The sequence below is a fragment of the Kouleothrix sp. 19917 genome, from assembly GCF_057073505.1.
The window spans coordinates 991,701-1,008,554 of sequence record NZ_CP097099.1; the positions used below are offsets into that span (position 1 = coordinate 991,701).

The window sequence follows — 16,854 nt, forward strand, 5'->3', positions numbered from 1 at the left end:
GAAAGGAGCAAACCATGGCGAACCTCAAGACGCAGCGAATCCTGATCGGCGTATTCACGATTGTGACGGCGCTTATTCACCTGTGGCTGTTTTCCATGGGCCTCAGCCGGGGCCGGCCGAACTACCTGTTTCTGGCAAATGGCCTGGGCTACCTGGCGCTGCTTGGCGCGTTTTACGCCACGCTTTCTTCGAAAGATCAAATGCGCAACCTGGTAAGCTATGCGCTGATGGCCTACGCCGCCGTGACGATTGTGGCGTGGGTGGTGATGAACGGCGGACGCTTCCAGCTTCCGCTCTCGATTGTTTCAAAGCTGGCCGAAGTGCTGCTGATTGTGGTGGTGTGGATGCACATGCGCGCCACGCAGCGAAACCCGCAGGTTGCGGCGGCCTGACACGACTGCGCTAGCAGGCATATGTTACGAAAGAAGCGGAGCGTATCCGCTTCTTTTCTTTTAACCCAAGGCACATCTGAAGGTATTTATGTTTTCGGCTGGACTGATGATTGTGGAATCCAGCTATCAGCGTTCGTCGGCGTTCATCTGCACCCCATGTTTTGCGCAGCACACGTTCGCGTTTGACAAAGCGCGGGCAGGTGTGCTACCGTACAAACTCTTATACAAAGCTTCAAAAACTGTAAACGTCCTCTTAACCGGCCGCGGGTAACATCGTTGTTGCCTGGGCGTACGCATGGCTAGCAATGCTGTCTCGCGCCCGGGTTATCTGAACCAATGGGGGGTTCTGAATGAGTAGCAAGCCGGGTGCGCACGAGCGGTCGCCAGTGGGCCAGCCACCACGCGCCGCCGAGGCAGCGCCGCGCGCGGCCAGAGCAAAGCACCAGTGGGTCGATTTCGGCCGGGCGCTGCTGTATATGTCGCCCGCCGTGCTGTTTCTGCTGGCCTTCACCTACATTCCCTTTCTGCGCTCGATCTGGCTGAGCTTTTTCGTCACCAACCCGCAGGGCGATACCGCGCGCTTCAATGGCGTTAAGTATTACACGCGCATTTTCAACCTCGACGGCAGCGGGCGCACCGAATACCTGCACAGCATCCTCATCACAGTTGAGTTCGCGTTGATGGTGGTGCCGCTGGGGATTGTGTGCGCGCTGGCGCTGGCGCTGCTGGCGACGGTGAATGTCAGGGGAATCGGCTTTTTCCGAACTATCTTTACCAGCAGCATCGCCATCTCGGTTGCCAGCGCCAGCGTGATCTGGTCGCTGATCTACAGCCCGACCACCCGCGCCACCCAGTGGCTGATCACCCTGCTGAACATCAACGCCGGCTCGCTGCTGCAAGACTCGCGCACGGCCCTGCTGGCGGTTGCCTTTACAACGATCTGGACGTCGTTAGGCTTCAATTTTATTGTGACGCTTTCGGGCATTCAGGCCATCCCGCAGGATATTTACGAAAGCGCGCTGATCGATGGCGCGAGCCGCTGGAAGTCGTTCCGCTATATTACGCTGCCGCTGCTCAGCCCAACGCTACTCTTCCTTGTGCTCATCACCACCATCCAGAGCTTCCAGGCCTTTACGCAGTTCAATGTGCTGATTGGCAACGAAGGGCCTTCGAGCGCGACGGATGTGTTTGTGTTCGCGATTTTCACGTCGTTCTGGAAGGATAATCGCTACGGCTTCGCGTCGGCGATGTCGGTGGTGCTGTTCCTGATCCTGCTGATTCTGACCTTTATTCAGTATCGCTTGCTCGATAGGCGGGTGCATTACCAATGAGTATTTCAAACACACAGGAACTGCGCGAGATCGGCGAGCCGCGCATGCGCCCGGCCGAGATGCTGCAAACCGCGCTGCTCTACCTTGCGCTGGCTGTCGTGGCGGTGCTGGTGCTGCTGCCGCTCTTGTTTGCGCTCTCGCTCGCATTGCAGGGCCAAACCCTTGCGCCGCGCCTGCTGCCCGATTTCAGCAACCTCGATTGGACCGCCTTTGCCGATGTGTTTCGCGCAGAGCCATTGCTGACGCGCTGGATCGTGAACTCGTTTGTCGTTTCGCTGGCGGTGACGCTGGGCCAGCTCATTACGTCGTCGCTGGCGGCCTATGCGCTGACGAACATGAACTTCCCCGGCAAGACGCTGTTTTTCTTCTTTTTCCTCGGCACGATTATGATCCCGTGGGAGTCGACGATCATCCCGAACTACCTGACGGTGACGCGCCTGGGCTGGAAGGATAGCTACCAGGGCCTGATCGCGCCGTTTCTGGCGGGCGGCTTTGGTATTTTCCTGCTGCGCCAGTACTTTCTGGTGCTCCCGCGCGATCTGTACGAGGCAGCAGTGCTCGACGGCTGCGGCCACGGGCGCTACCTGTGGTCGATTTTGCTGCCGCTTTCGCGCCCGGCGCTGGCGACGCTGGCGGTCTATACCTTCCTGAATACCTGGAACCAATATTACTGGCCCTTGCTGGTCGTCGATAACCCGGCCTGGCGAACCACCCAGATCGGCATCACGGCCTTCCGCTCGTCGGAGGTGACGGTTTACAACCTCCAGATGGCCAGCACGATTATTGTGATGCTGCCAACCCTGATCCTGCTGATCCTCGGGCAGCGCCAGCTGGTGCGCGGCCTGACGGCTGGCGCGCTGAAGGGCTAAATTGCGGAGCCAGACGCGGGCAGCGCGGACGCCGCGTTTTCGCGTGCGCCGTCTGTCTGCCCGCGCTGTCTTATTTCGGTGAGTTTTTTGGATGAGAGGAGTTCCAACGGTGAACAGAACCCACACCCTGCGCACGATCAGCATGCTGCTGATGACCAGTTTGCTGGTCGCGCTGCTGGCGGCCTGTGGCGGCAGCCCGGCCAGCACCACCGCGCCAACCGCCGGCAGTGCGGCAGCGCCAACAGCAGCCGCCGCTGAAGCACCAACTGCCGCTGCGGCCGAAGCGCCAACCGCCGCTGCTGCGGAAGCGCCAACCGCTGCCGCCGCCGAAGCACCCACTGCCCCGGCTGCCGATGCCCCCACCGCTGCCGCCGCGCCCGAGGCAACCAAGCCGCCCGCGCCGACGATCACGCCGGTGCCAGCAGTTGAGCAGCCCGCCGGCTCGACCAAAATTACTTTCTGGTATGGCCTGACCGGCGTGAACGGCAACGTCGTGCGCACGCTGGTGAACCAGTACAACAGCTCGCAGAGCAAGTACTACGTCGATGCTATTCAGCAGCCCGACTACGACGCGACGATCACCAAGTTCAATACCACCCTGGCGGGCGGCGACCTGCCGAACGTCGTGCAGATCTACGACATCGGCACGCAGCGCATGATCGACACCAAGCGCATTCTGCCCGTGCAGGATTTCATCGACAAAGAGGGCCTGAAGCTGGTGGATGACCTGGAGCCGGCGGTGGCGCGCTACTACACCATCGGCGGCAAGCTGTACTCCATGCCGTTCAACAGCTCCGCGCCGGTGATGTATTTCGACAAGAACGCCTTCAAAGAGGTCGGCCTCGACCCCGAGAAGAAAATTTGGACCTACGACGAAATTCTCGACGCGGCCAAGAAGCTGACCAAGAAGGACGCGAGCGGAAAAGTCGAGCGCAGCGGCGTGGTGTTTACGCTCTACAGCTGGATCTTCGAGCAGGAGCAGGCCACGCAGGGCGCGCTGTTCGCCGACCCGAACAACGGCCGCGAGACACGCGCTACCAAGGTTGTGTTCAACAACGAGGCCGGCGCGAACTGGCTGAACTTCCTCAAGCAGCTGGTTGATGAGGGCGTGGGCATGAATGTGGGCCGCGACAGCGGCACGACCAACGGCTCGGTGCGCGATGCTGCCTTCACCACCGGCGAGGCGTCGATCACCTTCAACAGTATCGCGGCGCTGCGCGGCTACATCAACAACGCTGCCAAGGGCGGCAAAGTTGATGTTGGCGTGGCCTACCTGCCGCGTCCGACTGGCGCGAAGGGCGGCGTGATCATTGGCGGCGCGTCGCTGTGGATCACCGACCAGGGTACGGCCGAACAGCAGGCCGGCGCGTGGGACTTCGTGAAGTGGACCTCGAACCCCGAGGTGCAGGCTGCATGGTCGTCGGGCACGGGCTACTACCCGGTGCGCAAAGCCGCCTACGACGTGCAGGAAATGAAGGACACGCTGGCGAAGTACCCACAGTTCAACGTGGCGGTTGAGCAGCTCCGCGCAACTGAGGAAAGCTTCCCGACGCAGGGCGCGGTGTTTGGCACCTTCCTGGAAACCCGCCTGAATATCGAGGCGGCGATGGAAGAATTTATGAGCGGCACCGCCGCCGATGCGAAGGCCGCACTCGACGACGCTGCCAACAAGTCGAACGATAACCTCGAAGAGTATAACTCGACGCAGGAGTAGTTCGCCCCGCAAAATACACAAAGCGCGCCGGAGTGGCTTGCCACTCCGGCGCGCTTTGTGTATTTTTAGGAGTTACGCAGTTGCGCTGTTTCTCATTCCAACGGCGTGCTTTTTGCCTGCGGCAGCAAGGTGTTTTCTATGCTTCGCGCGGAAAACTGCACATAAGAAAAAGATAGTACCGTGTAAGGTTCCAGGGCAGTGAAGGGCTTCGTTGCGCATCGCAATCCCCAAACCCTAACCCCTAACCCCTGTGCGTTCACGCGCACTAGCACTTCGGGCAGTCGTCGTCGACGTAGGGGCCGTGGTCGGGGCAGTCGGCGCTGTTGTCGGTATAGTTGGTGTGGTTCATTGCAGTGCTCCTGTGTTGTTTGCGTTTCGTGCCAGGAGCATAGCACAGCGCCTCTGCGGCAGGGCTGCGGGGCGACTGCGGTGAGACTGCGGTGGGGCAAATTGGGTGAACTTCGCACAAAACAGGCCCGCGCAGGGCCATATCAACGTCCCAGAATTCATCCACAGATGACGCAGATTTCACAGATACGAAGGTTTCTTATCTGCGTCATCTGTGGCTAGATCGCATCCTTGCTGATTTCTGAAACCTGACCACTGGCCAAAATGTCTACCAGAGCCCCCAGTCTTCGTCTTCGTCGGGGGTGCAGCAAGCGCCACGCGGCTGCCAGCCAGCCAGGGCGTAGCCCAGGTCGGCGCGGCTGCTGATCGGCGGGCTGGCGTGGGCGGTGAGCCCGCACTCGACGCAGGCGCGCAGAATAGTCAGCTCGCCGCCCTGGAGCTGGAAGCGCACGCCATCCACCACAACGCGGGCGGTTTTGCTTGCGCGGGCAACGACGATTGCCTCGGGCGCGATTGGCTGGCCGGTGAGCGCGGCAACACGCGCCGCCAGATCGACGCGCAGGGCGGCAAGGTCGTCGTGCTCGCCGTGAATAAAGGCGTCGATCGCCTGGGTGCGCCAGCTATTCGATGTATCGCGGGCGGCCATGCGCATGCTGGTGTGGCGCTGGACGCTGTTAATCAGGTGGGTTGCCATTGCTGTGCCTCATCTATGTCTACGTTGGCCCGGCGCGCAATGCGCTCAGGCACTTCTTGCAGATACAGACGTGTGAGCGCGGGCAAAGGTGTCGGCGCTGGCGGCGGGGTTTTGCGTGCGGCTGATGTTTGGCTGGTGAAGCGGACGCTGGTGTGCTGGCGCGTTCTTTTTCCCAACACGAGCCGAGGGCAAAACGAAAGCGCCACAGAGCGCACCGAGAGCACCGAGAGATAGAATCATCTCGGTGCTCTCGGTGCGCTCTGTGGCTCAACGTACGTGGTTACGTCTAAAATCCTTGCTCCAGAAACAGGCCGTAGAGCCGGGTGGCGTGCTCATCTGGCGCCTGGTAGTATTCCTCGGGCGAGACGCCGAGCGTGACGGTGCGGCGGGCCGGCTGCACGATGGGCTGCGTGGCGGCAAACTGGCGAACAACCTCGGCATGTGGCTTCAGCGTGCCGTCGGGGCGCACCAGCCCGAAAAAACGTTCGTGGTGCGCTTCGTCGCAGGGCGGCAGCGACCACAGCTCGGGCGCGTAGTCGGCGTAGCACCACAGCATCGCGCCGGTTGCGCCCACCTCTACCAGTTTGGGCAGCACCTCGGCCAGGTAGCCTGCCATTTCCTCTTCCGACGCCATGAACTGCTCGCGTGGCTGGCCGTAGGCCGTCCAGCTCCAGCTTGTCGAGGGCATGCCCGGCGCTTCGGTGCAGCCGCCAAACTCTTCCATCAGCGTGGGCTTGCCGCACAGGGCGCTGGTGAGCGCGCACAGAAACGGCACAAAATCGCTGTCGAGCGGGCCAGTCGACCAGTCGGCGTACATTGGGTAGCCGTGAATGGCGGGAATATCGACCTCGGCAAAAATATCGCTGGCGCGCAAACCCAGGTCTTCGGTCAGGTCGGGCACGTGCAAGCCGCAGGTAATTGGCGTGTGCGGGTCGTGCGCGCGAATCGCGCCGGCCATGCGGCGTGCCCAGGCGCGGCCAGCCTCGGCGCTGGGCGGCTTGGCGAACAGATCGGGCTCGTTGCCCAGGTTCCACAGGCCAATGGCGGGGTGGCCGGCGTAGCGCCCAACCACGGTGCGCAGCAGCAGCTCCTCGGCGGCCAGCGCAACACCGTCGGTGTAGGGGTTGAGGTGCCCGCAGTTCACGATTTCGCCCTGGCTGACCACCTGGCGCACGCCCGGCAGCATGGGCTGGTCGCGCAGCAGCATCCAGCCCGGTGCCCACGACGGCCCGCTCATATGCCCGGTGAAGAAGGTCACATCGAGCTGCAAACCGTGCTCGGCGGCGATCTCACACACCGTGCCGAGGTTGTCGAGCGCCTGCGGGTCGACGCTGTCGGGCGTGGGCTGCCAGTCTTCCCACAGCAGAAAAATGCGCACCAGCGACATGCCCAGGCCCTTGATCACGCCGAATTCCTCGCGCACCTCGGCCGCCTCGAAGTTGCGCCACCAGTACATGGCCTTGCGGCGCGGCCAGTAATTGACGCCCAGAATAAATGGTTGTGCGGGCATGCTGTGTTCTCCCTGCTCAAAGCGATTGGGCAGAGTATACCGCCATTAGCGAAATTCTGCCGCTGTCAGCAAGTTGCCGGCTTCTTACCATTTACCTGCCCGCTGATGATCAGGTTTGTGCGTGCAGGTTCCGCTATTCTGTTCCCAAGCGAAACGCTCGCTTGCAGTACCGAGAGGAGGCCCGACATGCTTGACGGAATGTTGTATGTGCTCTTGATCGCCGTATTGCTGGTAACCGCTCGCTGGACACTGCTCTTCCTGGTTCAGGCGCTTGTGCGGCTGGTGCAGGTGCTGGTCAGCCTGGCGGGAACGGTTGTTGTCGCTGGCATGTTCCTTCTGCTGCTCGTCAATATTTTGCGCTGATAGCGCGTAGCGGTATGCTGCCACGTTCGGCGCGTGGCAGCAGCATTATCACAGGAGTAAAGCCATGTTTCAGCAAATGCCCGAACGCTCACTCGACCTCGGCCTGCGCGCCCACCGGCTCTTAGTGCTGCGCGATCTGCTAAGCTGCCTCGACCGGGCTGCACCCACCGAAGATGGCGCGCCGGGGCGGGCCCTGCATCTCGAGCTGGATGATCCCTCGGTGCAAGCCTATGCGCTGGGCCTGTGCGATATGCTGGAATTGCTCGGTGCCTTGCGCTGGCAGGGTGAGGAGCTGCACCTGGTTTCGCCGCTGGCCGGCCCCCTGATGCGCGAATTGCGCGCACACAGCATTGCCGGCGCGACACTGGTGCGCGACTGGGATCGCACCGGCGTGCGCGGCGACGCCAGCGCGGCCCTGGACAGCGCCGTGAATCTGCTGGCGGCGCTGGAGCACCAGCGGCTCAGCCGCGACCCGAATGCCCTGCCACTGCGCGAAACCACTGCCGCGCTCGGCGTAATATCGCGCGGCGAAGATGGCGCGCGCGATCTGCTGATGGTGTGGGATGCGCCCGCCAATGCCTGGCAGCTTCCCGGTGGCCGCACGTTGTACAGCGATGGGTCGCTGCGTGCCACCTTGCTGCGCGAGCTTGCCGAAGAGCTGGAATGTGCCGCGCTGGCCGAAGGCCGCGACCTTGAGCTGGCCGCGCTCGGCGAGCCGCTTGCGTGCACGCGCCTCTCGCCCAGCTATGGCCTGCTGACGCGCACCAGTTTTCAGCTCTTTGCGGTGCGCTGGTTGACGGATTTGCCCGCCTTGCCGCACAATGTACAATGGTTGAGCGAGCGCGAGCTGCTGGCCGGCTGCTCCAACGCAGGCCTGCCAATTGCCGCCCAGCCGTTTCTGCAACTGCTGGGAGCGCCGGCTCGCGGCCACGCTGCGGCACTGGGGGCAGCGCGCCTGGCCAGCCTGGAGAACCTTGCATGAACACCCGTGATCAGCTGCTGCCGCTGCACTATCGCGCCGAGCTGCTCGAACAAGTCATGCCAATGCTGCGCGCCGGCGAATGCTGTTCGCTGGTTGGCCCGAGTGGCGTGGGCAAATCGAACCTGGTGCAGTTTATGATGCGCCACGACGTGCAGGCACACTACTGGGACACCAGCCGTATGTGGATGGTGCTCATCGATACGCACGGCCTGGTGCTGGGCGAGCAGCCCGACGAGTTTGCGGTAGCCGAGCTGATTATTCACCGCCTGATTATTGAGGCCGAGCGCCGCGCAATGCCGCCTGAGCTGCTAAGCTGGGCGCTCGATCTGCACAACCAGGTGTGCGCCCAGCCCAGCGCCTACCTGGCGATACGCTCGCTTGAGCGCCTGTGCCTGCGCCTGCGCGATGCGGGCGCGCAGCTGGTGCTGATGTTCGATCAGTTCGAAGATCTGTGGCGGCGCGCGCCCGAGCGATTATTTCTCAACCTGCGCTACCTGCGCGACCAGCTTAAATACCAGCTTGTGTACCTGGTGATGACACGCGCGGCACTGCCCGACCTGCACCATAATGCGCCCGCAACCGAGGCGTTTTGGGAATTGTTCACCGCGCACACGTATAGCCTGGGCGTTTACAGCCCGGCCGATGCCCGCACGATGCTGGAGCGCATGGCGGCGCGGCGCGGCATTGCGCTCGATGAGCGGGTGGCGCAGCGCGCGCTTGAGCAGAGCGGCCGCCACCCCGGCCTGCTGCGCGCGGCTTTCTGGGCCTTGCAGGAAACCCCCGCCCTGCTCGAGCCTGATGCAACGCTCTTGGCGGTGCCGGCAGTGGCGGCCGAGTGTGGCAAGCTGTGGCAGCACTGCGGCCCCGAAGAGCAGCACTATGCCTATATTCTTGCCGCTGGCCTGCCGCTGCAAGACACTGCCGCGCCTGCGCTCGGGCGTTTGCGGCTCGCCGGGCTGGTGCGCGGCACTCCGCCCGCCCTGTTCGCGCCCCTGTTCAGCGCCTATGTGCTGCGCCAATCGGGCTTCGATGTGGTTGGCGTGGTTGTGGATGCCGGGCTGCGTCAGGTCTGGCTCGATGGCCAGCTTTTGCAGAAATCGTTCGCCCCGCTTGAATTCGATCTGCTGCTCTACCTGGCCCGTCATGCGGGCATCGTCTGCCGGCGCGACGATATCATGCGCGAATTGTACGGGGAAGAGTTTTATAACGCTGGCGACGACCGGCTCGATACCTTGCTGCGGCGGCTGCGCGAAGCGCTCAACGAAAGCGCGCGCACGCCACGCTACCTGATCACGCACCGCGGTGTGGGCGTCCAGCTTATGCACGCCCACGTTCAGTCGGCTACGCTGGCCGGAGCGTAATCGCAAAATCCTGGCCGAATGAGCGCGTGTAGAGCTCGGGATGCTGCTCGAGCGGCGCATTGGTAGCCGGGTCGTCGATGCTTTGGGCGTCGAGCGGAACTTCCTGGCTCAAAAAGCGGAAAAGATCGAACAGCATCACATACTCGCCTGTGCCTGGTGCCCCGCCGCGCAGCCCGGCCAGCAGCTGCGCGCCAAAAACGCTGTGGAGCGGGTCGTGGCCCGATTCTGCGCCGGCGCGCTCGCCCGGCCGGGCCGAGCTGATCACCACCCGCCCGCTTCCGTCGGCTAGTGGCGTCGAAAAGGCAACCGGCGGCGCGCCATCGCCCAGCGTGGGATCGAGCACGCCATCGCCAACCCCACCCGAGTAGCAGCAGTTCAGCAGCACCACCACTTTTTGCGCGTTGCGGGCAATTGCGTCCAGCTTCTGCTTCAGCGTGCCGGCGTCGATGGTGGTGGCAATTGGGTCGCCGGGATCGTAATCGGCCGGGAGCAGCACATAGCGCCCGTCGAGCTGCTTGCCATGCCCGCCAAACAGGAACAGAACCGTGGCCTGGGGCGTTTCGCGTACCTGGGTTGCAAGCGCGTCGAGGGCGCGCAGCACGGCGCTTCGCGTAGCGTGCGCGCCTGTGAGCTTTTGCACCTGCGCGGGCGGGTAGCCGGCCAGTGCCCCATCGGTGAGCACTGCCGCCATATCATCCGCATCCTGGGCAATTGGCTCGAGCACATGTTGCAGGCGCGCGTATTCGCTCACGCCGATCAGCAGGGCGTGGCCCACAGTAAATTGCTGATGCCGAACCGGCGGAGCAGGCGCAATGGGCGCGGCAGAAACTGGCTCGCCAGTGCTGGGCCAGCTGACCGGCGGCCAATCGGGCGGCGGCCAGGCGCTATCGTCCCAGTGATCCAGCCGCCCACAGATCACGCTGGCAAGCAGCAGGGTTTTGCGGTAGCGGCCACGATCTTCGGGCACAACCGTGGAAACAAACAGACTGTTGAGCAGCAAGCCCCACAGCAGCTCACGCTGATCGGAATAGCTGGTACGCTCGACGGCCAGCTGCTGAATGCGCTCGATCACCTGCAGTGCTTTCAGCGTGCGTGGATCGCTGGCAATAAGCGCGGTGGGGCGAAGCGGCTGGTTGGGCCGGCGCGGTTCGCAGATTGCAACCGCCAGCTCGTAGAGCAAAGGCAGCTCTTCTTTTTTGATCTGCGAAAGGTGGGTCGCAATATCGTGGATCAGCTCGACGAAATCGCGCAGAATCGGCCCGTGGCCGGTACGCTCGAAATCGATCGGCCAGGCATTGCCGCGATCGTCGACAAACAGGTTTTCGCCCTGCAGATCGCCATGGCTCACCGCCAGCCGCGAGCGTATGGCCGCGCTGTCGCGATAGTGGTTCGCCAGCCAGGCGGTTGGGTTGGGCAATTCGGCGGCAAGGCCCTGGTACGAGCGGAACTGCTCGCGTTCGCGCCAGGCCGGCAGGGCCTCGGTGAGATGGTTGTTCCAGTGCCGATCATACAGGGCGAACAGGCTTTCCCTGGTGCGCTGCACATCGGTTTGAAACCAGCCGCCCCAGTTTGTATCACTAAAAAAGTGCTGAATCGGCGCCATGATTTCATCGACTGAATTGCTAAGCCGGTAGAACACGCGAAATGTCAGCGGGCCATTTGGATCGTCGGGGTTGATGTTGCCGATAAAGCGGTAGGCCACTGCGCCTATGTCCCACAGCACCTGGTGCCTGTGCATGACTGGGACAAATTGGCTGCGCAGCTGCAGTTCGACATGCTTCTGGTAGTTTGCAATTTCGCGCTCGACGCGGTCTTTGCGGCCGATTTTTACCACCAGAAAGGCCTGGTTGTCATCGCGCAGCATTTTACACACCAGCGAGTGCCGGCGAATGGCCGAGCCGCGTTCGCGCAATAGCTGCGGGCCAGTGATTGTTTCGAGAATGATCTGCCGGGCATCGGGAAACATGCGGCTGAGCAGTTCGTTGGCTTCGTCGCCTGGGGCCGCTGGGTCGCTGATCAGCATACTCATCAGCTCGGCCGAGCCCAGGTTTGAAGGCCAGAGGATCTCGGCATGGTGCCGGCAGGCGCAGACATTGCGGGCGGCCTCTTCGATTGCGGCCTGCAGCGGCTCGGGCCCATCCTGCTTGCCAACGAAATCGAACGCACCATATTGCTTGAGCGCCTGAACTGCCTGCTTGCGATCGTTGACGCCGCTCACAATGATCGACACAGTGGGGGCCAGCTGTGGCACAAGCTCCAGCCCGCTGATATCGGTTGTATCGTAATCATCGCGCAGGCGCATGTCGATGAGCGCGACCTGGCAGCGGTGGCGGCGCGCCTTGCGCGAGGCGTCTTCCAGCAGCTCTGGGCCAACGCCCTGTGCTAGCACGGGCAGGTAACTCCACAGCTCCAGCAGTTGGCGATGATCGGCGCGCTGCCCGGGGTTATTTTCAACGACCAACACGCGAACGGTGCATTCGGGCGCAGAATTGGCTGTGTTCATACGGTCCGATCCTTTTCTTGCTGGGTGGTGGCAACCGGCAGCAGCATGACAAAGCTCGCGCCCTGGCCTTCAACCTGTGGCAGCAGCGTGATGTTGCCGCCAATATGCCGAATGGCCGATTGAGCATAGAGTAAGCCCATGCCGCCGTTTGCCCCTTTGGTGCTCACCGTGTCGGCGAACAGGCGCAGGCGCACATCCTCCGAAACGCCTGGCCCAGTATCGCTGATTAGAATTTCGACAAACTCATCGGTGCGGTGGCGCGAAGCGACGATTAGCCGGCCACTCGAGTTCATCGCTTCGATGGCGTTGCGTACCAGGTGCCGAACCGCGCGCCCAACCACCACTGCCGAGGCACTCACCAGGATGCCTGGGCAATTGAGGCCACTGAGATCGAGGGTGGTGGCGACTCCGCGCTCGCTGAGCATGTCGGGCAGCCAGCGGCGCAGCCAGTCGTCGATCGCAAGCGTTTCGTCGCTGGCGTTGTTACTGGCATTGGCAACATCCGCCAGCCGCCCGGCCGATTCATCAATATCCTGGGCAATCGCGTACACCGAGGCGTTGAGCTGTGGTGTGTGCTTGAGCAGGTAGGCGCGCTGGCGAATGCGCGAAATTTCGCGGTTGGTGTCGTGCGCAATTTCGGCGGCCCAGGCGGTATGCGTCGCAACAATCGTGCGCACGCGCAATTCGTCCTTCTGGTAGGTGCGTTCGATCGCCAGGCTGATCTGCCGGCTGATGCTGAGAATCAGCGGGCTGTCGTCGTCGTTGAAGGCATTGCGGTACGGCCATTCCAGCACCAGCACGCCCAGCAGCTTTTCGTTGCCCATCAGCGTGACGCTGACCTGCGAGCATGTGGCCTTGATCGCGGGCAGGTAGTCGGCGTTGTTCGCAACGTCGGGCTCGTTGAGCAGTTCGACCTGCCCGCTTGCGAGCGCATTGCGCGCCAGCCTGGCGGCAATACTTTTGCCGGCAAGCGGGATGCTGTTCTGCTGCAGCTTGCCGGTGTTGTAGTAGTCGAGCGAGGGCGGGGTAAACTCGAGGCGCTCACTATCGGCTTTGTAGAGCAGCACGCCTACGGTTGCGTTATGGAACTGCGCGCGCAGGTGGCCAAGAATATTGTGCAGCGTCTCGTTCAGATCCAGCGATGCGCCAACCGCTTCGGTGATTGCAATTGCCGCGTCAAGCCGGTCGCGCTCTTTGCGCGTGGCTTCCAGGCGCAGCGCGTCGCGGATGCTGGTGGCCGCAAAGGTGGCAATAATAGGGAAGAGGATCTTTTCCTCGTCGTTCCAGCTGTGCGTTTCCCGGTAGTTGAAGAACAGCGCGCCAACGCTTTCGTTGTCGGTGCGAAGCGGGAATGCGGCAGTGGAATGAATCTTTTCGGCCCCAACAAAACGCCGGGTCATTTGCTTGTTATTCCGCACATCGATTTCCCACAGCGGCTCGTCGCGCTGCGTCACATACGCCACAATGCTGGTGGCGTCGGGCAGGCTTTGCTCCATGCCAGCCGGGTCGTTGACGCCGAAATATGGGCCCAGGCGGATGCTGCCAGTGATCGGTTCTTTGTACCAGATCGTCAGGGCCGAAACATCGGGCGCGGCCTTGCGGGCGGCATTCAGCACGGCGCGCAGCGTTTCCTGCGGGGCAGTTGGCTGGATCACAACCTGCGCCGCGTCGAGCACATTGCGCAGGTGCTCCTGGCGCGACACATTGTCGAGCGCCAGGGCGGCCGCGCCCGCCAGCCGTTCGAGAATATGGCGGTGTGCGTGTGTGAAGGCGTCGAGCTGGCTCGATTCGACATTGAAAACGCCAATGACTTTGCCGTTCAGCTTGATCGGCACATCCAGCTCGCTTTGTGTCGTCATCATTTGCACATCGAAGAAGAGCTTGGCAAATTCACCGGCGTGCACATTCGGCACGAGCTGGCTGCGCCCGGTTTGAAAAACACGGCCCGTGATTCCGCTTTCGAGGAAGTCGTCGCAGCGCTCGACAAGCTGCTCGAGGGTGGCAGGGTCTTGTGGCGAGCCTGGTGGCAGCAAAAACATGCGCCGCTGTTCGCGCGGGCTGTCGGTTTCGGTGGTGTTCGACCACTGGCGCAGCAGCAGGCCAATACGCACATCGGCCTGGCCAAGCAGCTCGCGCACGGCGGTAAGCAGCGCCAAAGCCATGCGTTTATGGTCGGGGCTGGGCGAAAGCGCCTGGAGCACTTTGCGCAGCCGTTCCAGCTCTTTGCCGCGCTCCTGGCTCAGCTCGATCATCTGATCGAGCCGTTCGCGGGCATAGGTGCTGCGGATGGCCATGTTCGCCAGCCGCACAAACGACTCGATCTTGAACTGATCGTGGCTGCTGGCGTTTGGCTGTGCCCGGTAGCCCAGCAGCAGGCCACCCACCACCTGGCCGCTGGCATCGTCGGTGATTGGGCGGCAGACCAGCGCCTGAATGCGTTCGCGGCTAAAAACAGTTTGTGCCCCCGCTACCGTGAACCATTCCGGCATTGACTCGTGGATGTATTCAAGCACTTCGCCGCGCTCCAGTGCGCCAAGCACTTCGGCGGGAAGATCGCTCCCGGCATGCCCGCCCGCCGCCAGGCCAGCTGCCCCCGTATGCTCGTATGCAAAGGCAATTTCCGCAGCCGGCGGCAAGTGCTTGCAGGGCAGAATAATCGCACAATCGGCACCAACCGAAGCGATTGCCGCTTCGCAAACTTCGGTCAGGGTTTGGCGAAGATTTTGCACTTCGGCCTGCACCAGCACCGTATGATTGAGTGTAATCAGCTGATCGCGGGCGCGGCGCTGGTGAATGTTGTCGTAGATCAGGGTCGCCTGGGTCAGCAGTTGTTCAAGCTGTTCAAGCAGGCGTTTATCCAGCTTGCTGCGGTTGAAAACGTTATCGACCACCAGTACGCCAAATGGTTTATCCTGCAGCTGAAGTGGCAAGATCGCATAATCGGCCACGCCAAATTGCTTCAGGAATGCGGCGGGCATGCGCTGCTGGGCCCGGCCCGCGCTCACTTTCAGGCGCCGATTACGCTGCAGCACCATCGAAAAGGCGTCGCCGCCGTCGGCATCGATCAGGATGCCCTCCATGCGCTTTTCAACCGATGTGGGCTGCAGCGTGCCCTCGCGCCGCTGGCGCAAATAGCGCTCGAAAGTGGCGCGCTCGCGCCGGTCGCGTTCCCAGCTTGCTTCTGCCTCGGCGCGTGTTAGCTGGCCAATGCCCAGGCTGCCCCGGAAACGCTGCCCATTTTGCTCGGCCAGAAAGAGCATGGCCCGGTTGAATTGCAATGCATAGTCGGCGGTTGCGAGCGTCAGCACCAGGTGCCACAGCCATTGCTCATGTTCCTGGGCCAGCTTGAGCATAGACTCGCTGGCGTTGTGCAGCACCGCCAGGCGGCGGCCATTATCGCGCTCCTGCTCTTTTTGCTGCAGAATTTCGATCGGCGCGGCGATCTGGCGTGCCACGAGCTCGAGCAGCCGCTGATCTTGCGGCGAAAAGCGGCCGTTCTGCTGGTAATCCTGCACCACAATCGCGCCAATCACACGATTGTCGATGGCCAGCGGCACGCCCAGCCAGCAGCGCGATGGCGGACCCACCAGTGGGATCTGGTGGCTGGCACGGTAGTCGTGGCTGCCGGTTGGCAGCAGCAGCGATTCGTTCTTGTCCATCAGGTGCGGCGTCAGGCCGCGGCGGGGCAGGTCGCGCTGCGGGCGCAGCTGGTTGTTTTCGTACTCCAGGCACACTTCTACTTGCCGGTCGTCGTGCCGGCGCAGGGCCACCAGGAAATTGCGCGTATCGATCACCCTGGCCAGCTGGTTGCGCACTTCGCGCAGCAGCCGTTTCATGCCAACGCGTGTGGCGCGGTTTGCCACATACTTGCCAATCTCATTCAGCACCTGCAGCTCGCGGGTTTTGCGCGCATCTTCGGCTTGCAGCCGCGCGCGCTCCAGGGCGGCGGCCACCTGGCGGCCAAACAAGCGCAGAATTGTGCGCTGATCCTGCTGGATCGGGCGCTCGATGTCGGCATTGTCGAGGATGAGAATGCCCTGGCAGCGTTTGTCTGACCAGAGCGGAATGACGACCCAGTCGCCGCGCGGCCCTTTGTATGCCGGCGCGAAATGCCCATGCAAATAGGTTTCGCCCCGATCTTCGCCATGAAAGAACTGCGGCTCGTTCTGGGTGAGCAGATCCTGGGTATAGGGCGATTCGTCGACCTCCATGCGAATATGCTCGAAGGGCTCGATCGCCTGCTCACCGGCCTGGCTGATGCCCACCAGCAGGTTGCTGTCGTCCTGAAGAATCCACAATCGCGCGCGCTCAAAGCCAAGCTCAAGCGCGCCATTCACCACAATATCGGCCACTTCGCGTTCCGACATGGCGCGCTGCGCTGCTTCAACCACTTGTGTCATCACCCGCAGGTACACAAACGAGCGAATGACAAGCACAAGCTCGCGCAGAATGATCGGTTTGATCAGGTAGCGGTAGGCACCGGCTTCGTAGGCCAGCATGCCGGCAACCGGGTCGTTGTTGCCGGTCAGGATGATCGCTTCGGTTTGCGGGCTCAGGCGGCGAAAATCGCGCATCACATCAATGCCATCGACCCCGGTGCCAAGCAGGTGATCGATCAGAAACACATCGAATGGCTCGCTGGCCTGCTCGATGGCGCGAATTGCTTCTTCAACAGTGGTAGCAGTGGTTGGCGCGATGTCCAGATCATGAGTGTTGCGCAAGCTGCGTGCAAACGTCGAAACAAAAAGCTCGTCGTCATCGAGGATGAGGATGCGGATCATACGAAC

The 16,854-nt window shown here is 62.3% G+C and carries 11 protein-coding genes; 7 read left to right on the forward strand and 4 right to left on the reverse strand.

The annotated features are described in order from the left end of the window. Nucleotides 1-14 precede the first annotated feature (14 nt). The 4 genes from M1P90_RS03920 (at nt 15) to M1P90_RS03935 (ending at nt 4,306) form a co-directional block, all read left to right on the forward strand. Nucleotides 15-392 (forward strand): DUF7475 family protein, encoded by a 378-nt coding sequence (locus tag M1P90_RS03920; protein WP_483701345.1) that lies wholly within the window; start codon nt 15-17, stop codon nt 390-392. A 350-nt stretch (nt 393-742) separates the two neighbouring features. Then, nucleotides 743-1,723, forward strand: coding sequence for a carbohydrate ABC transporter permease (locus M1P90_RS03925; protein WP_483701346.1), 981 nt, complete (start codon nt 743-745; stop codon nt 1,721-1,723). Beyond that, nucleotides 1,720-2,592, forward strand: a complete 873-nt coding sequence (locus M1P90_RS03930) for a carbohydrate ABC transporter permease (RefSeq protein WP_483701347.1) — start codon at nt 1,720-1,722, stop codon at nt 2,590-2,592. Before M1P90_RS03925 ends, M1P90_RS03930 begins: the two co-directional genes overlap by 4 nt. Before the next feature lie 109 nt (nt 2,593-2,701). After that, nucleotides 2,702-4,306 carry an ABC transporter substrate-binding protein gene (locus tag M1P90_RS03935; protein WP_483701348.1) on the forward strand — a complete coding sequence of 535 codons (1,605 nt, stop codon included), beginning with the start codon at nt 2,702-2,704 and terminating at the stop codon, nt 4,304-4,306. 616 nt (nt 4,307-4,922) lie between these two features. On the opposite strand, the gene M1P90_RS03940 is transcribed toward M1P90_RS03935, so the two are convergent. Then, nucleotides 4,923-5,348, reverse strand: coding sequence for a hypothetical protein (locus M1P90_RS03940; RefSeq protein ID WP_483701349.1), 426 nt, complete (start codon nt 5,346-5,348; stop codon nt 4,923-4,925). Between the two features lie 286 nt (nt 5,349-5,634). Beyond that, nucleotides 5,635-6,858 (reverse strand): glycoside hydrolase 5 family protein, encoded by a 1,224-nt coding sequence (locus M1P90_RS03945; protein WP_483701350.1) that lies wholly within the window; start codon nt 6,856-6,858, stop codon nt 5,635-5,637. A gap of 186 nt (nt 6,859-7,044) precedes the next feature. Here M1P90_RS03945 and M1P90_RS03950 point away from each other — a divergent pair, with 186 nt between their 5' ends. The 3 genes from M1P90_RS03950 to M1P90_RS03960 all read left to right on the forward strand — a co-directional run bounded on the left by M1P90_RS03950 (nt 7,045) and on the right by M1P90_RS03960 (nt 9,564). Continuing rightward, nucleotides 7,045-7,221: a hypothetical protein gene (locus tag M1P90_RS03950; protein ID WP_483701351.1), complete on the forward strand. Its 177-nt coding sequence runs from the start codon at nt 7,045-7,047 to the stop codon at nt 7,219-7,221. 64 nt (nt 7,222-7,285) lie between these two features. Next, nucleotides 7,286-8,203: an NUDIX domain-containing protein gene (locus M1P90_RS03955; RefSeq protein ID WP_483701352.1), complete on the forward strand. Its 918-nt coding sequence runs from the start codon at nt 7,286-7,288 to the stop codon at nt 8,201-8,203. Then, nucleotides 8,200-9,564: a winged helix-turn-helix domain-containing protein gene (locus M1P90_RS03960; protein WP_483701353.1), complete on the forward strand. Its 1,365-nt coding sequence runs from the start codon at nt 8,200-8,202 to the stop codon at nt 9,562-9,564. The genes M1P90_RS03955 and M1P90_RS03960 overlap by 4 nt, the downstream gene beginning before the upstream one ends. On the opposite strand, the gene M1P90_RS03965 is transcribed toward M1P90_RS03960, so the two are convergent. Together M1P90_RS03965 and M1P90_RS03970 are read right to left on the reverse strand one after the other, a co-directional pair. Beyond that, complete coding sequence (locus M1P90_RS03965; protein WP_483701354.1) at nt 9,545-12,067, reverse strand: caspase family protein; 2,523 nt, start codon at nt 12,065-12,067, stop codon at nt 9,545-9,547. The two genes, M1P90_RS03960 and M1P90_RS03965, sit on opposite strands and share 20 nt — an antisense overlap. After that, entirely contained in the window at nt 12,064-16,848 is a 4,785-nt protein-coding gene (locus tag M1P90_RS03970; protein ID WP_483701355.1) for a GAF domain-containing protein, read from the reverse strand. Before M1P90_RS03970 ends, M1P90_RS03965 begins: the two co-directional genes overlap by 4 nt. Nucleotides 16,849-16,854 lie beyond the last annotated feature (6 nt).

What these genes read in the sequence shown, in the direction of transcription:
- M1P90_RS03920 (WP_483701345.1), top strand. Translation starts at nt 15, where the DNA reads ATGGCGAACCTCAAGACGCAGCGAATCCTGATCGGCGTATTCACGATT.
- M1P90_RS03925 (WP_483701346.1), top strand. Translation starts at nt 743, where the DNA reads ATGAGTAGCAAGCCGGGTGCGCACGAGCGGTCGCCAGTGGGCCAGCCA.
- M1P90_RS03930 (WP_483701347.1), top strand. Translation starts at nt 1,720, where the DNA reads ATGAGTATTTCAAACACACAGGAACTGCGCGAGATCGGCGAGCCGCGC.
- M1P90_RS03940 (WP_483701349.1), bottom strand. Translation starts at nt 5,348, where the DNA reads ATGGCAACCCACCTGATTAACAGCGTCCAGCGCCACACCAGCATGCGC.
- M1P90_RS03945 (WP_483701350.1), bottom strand. Translation starts at nt 6,858, where the DNA reads ATGCCCGCACAACCATTTATTCTGGGCGTCAATTACTGGCCGCGCCGC.
- M1P90_RS03950 (WP_483701351.1), top strand. Translation starts at nt 7,045, where the DNA reads ATGCTTGACGGAATGTTGTATGTGCTCTTGATCGCCGTATTGCTGGTA.
- M1P90_RS03955 (WP_483701352.1), top strand. Translation starts at nt 7,286, where the DNA reads ATGTTTCAGCAAATGCCCGAACGCTCACTCGACCTCGGCCTGCGCGCC.
- M1P90_RS03960 (WP_483701353.1), top strand. Translation starts at nt 8,200, where the DNA reads ATGAACACCCGTGATCAGCTGCTGCCGCTGCACTATCGCGCCGAGCTG.
- M1P90_RS03965 (WP_483701354.1), bottom strand. Translation starts at nt 12,067, where the DNA reads ATGAACACAGCCAATTCTGCGCCCGAATGCACCGTTCGCGTGTTGGTC.
- M1P90_RS03970 (WP_483701355.1), bottom strand. Translation starts at nt 16,848, where the DNA reads ATGATCCGCATCCTCATCCTCGATGACGACGAGCTTTTTGTTTCGACG.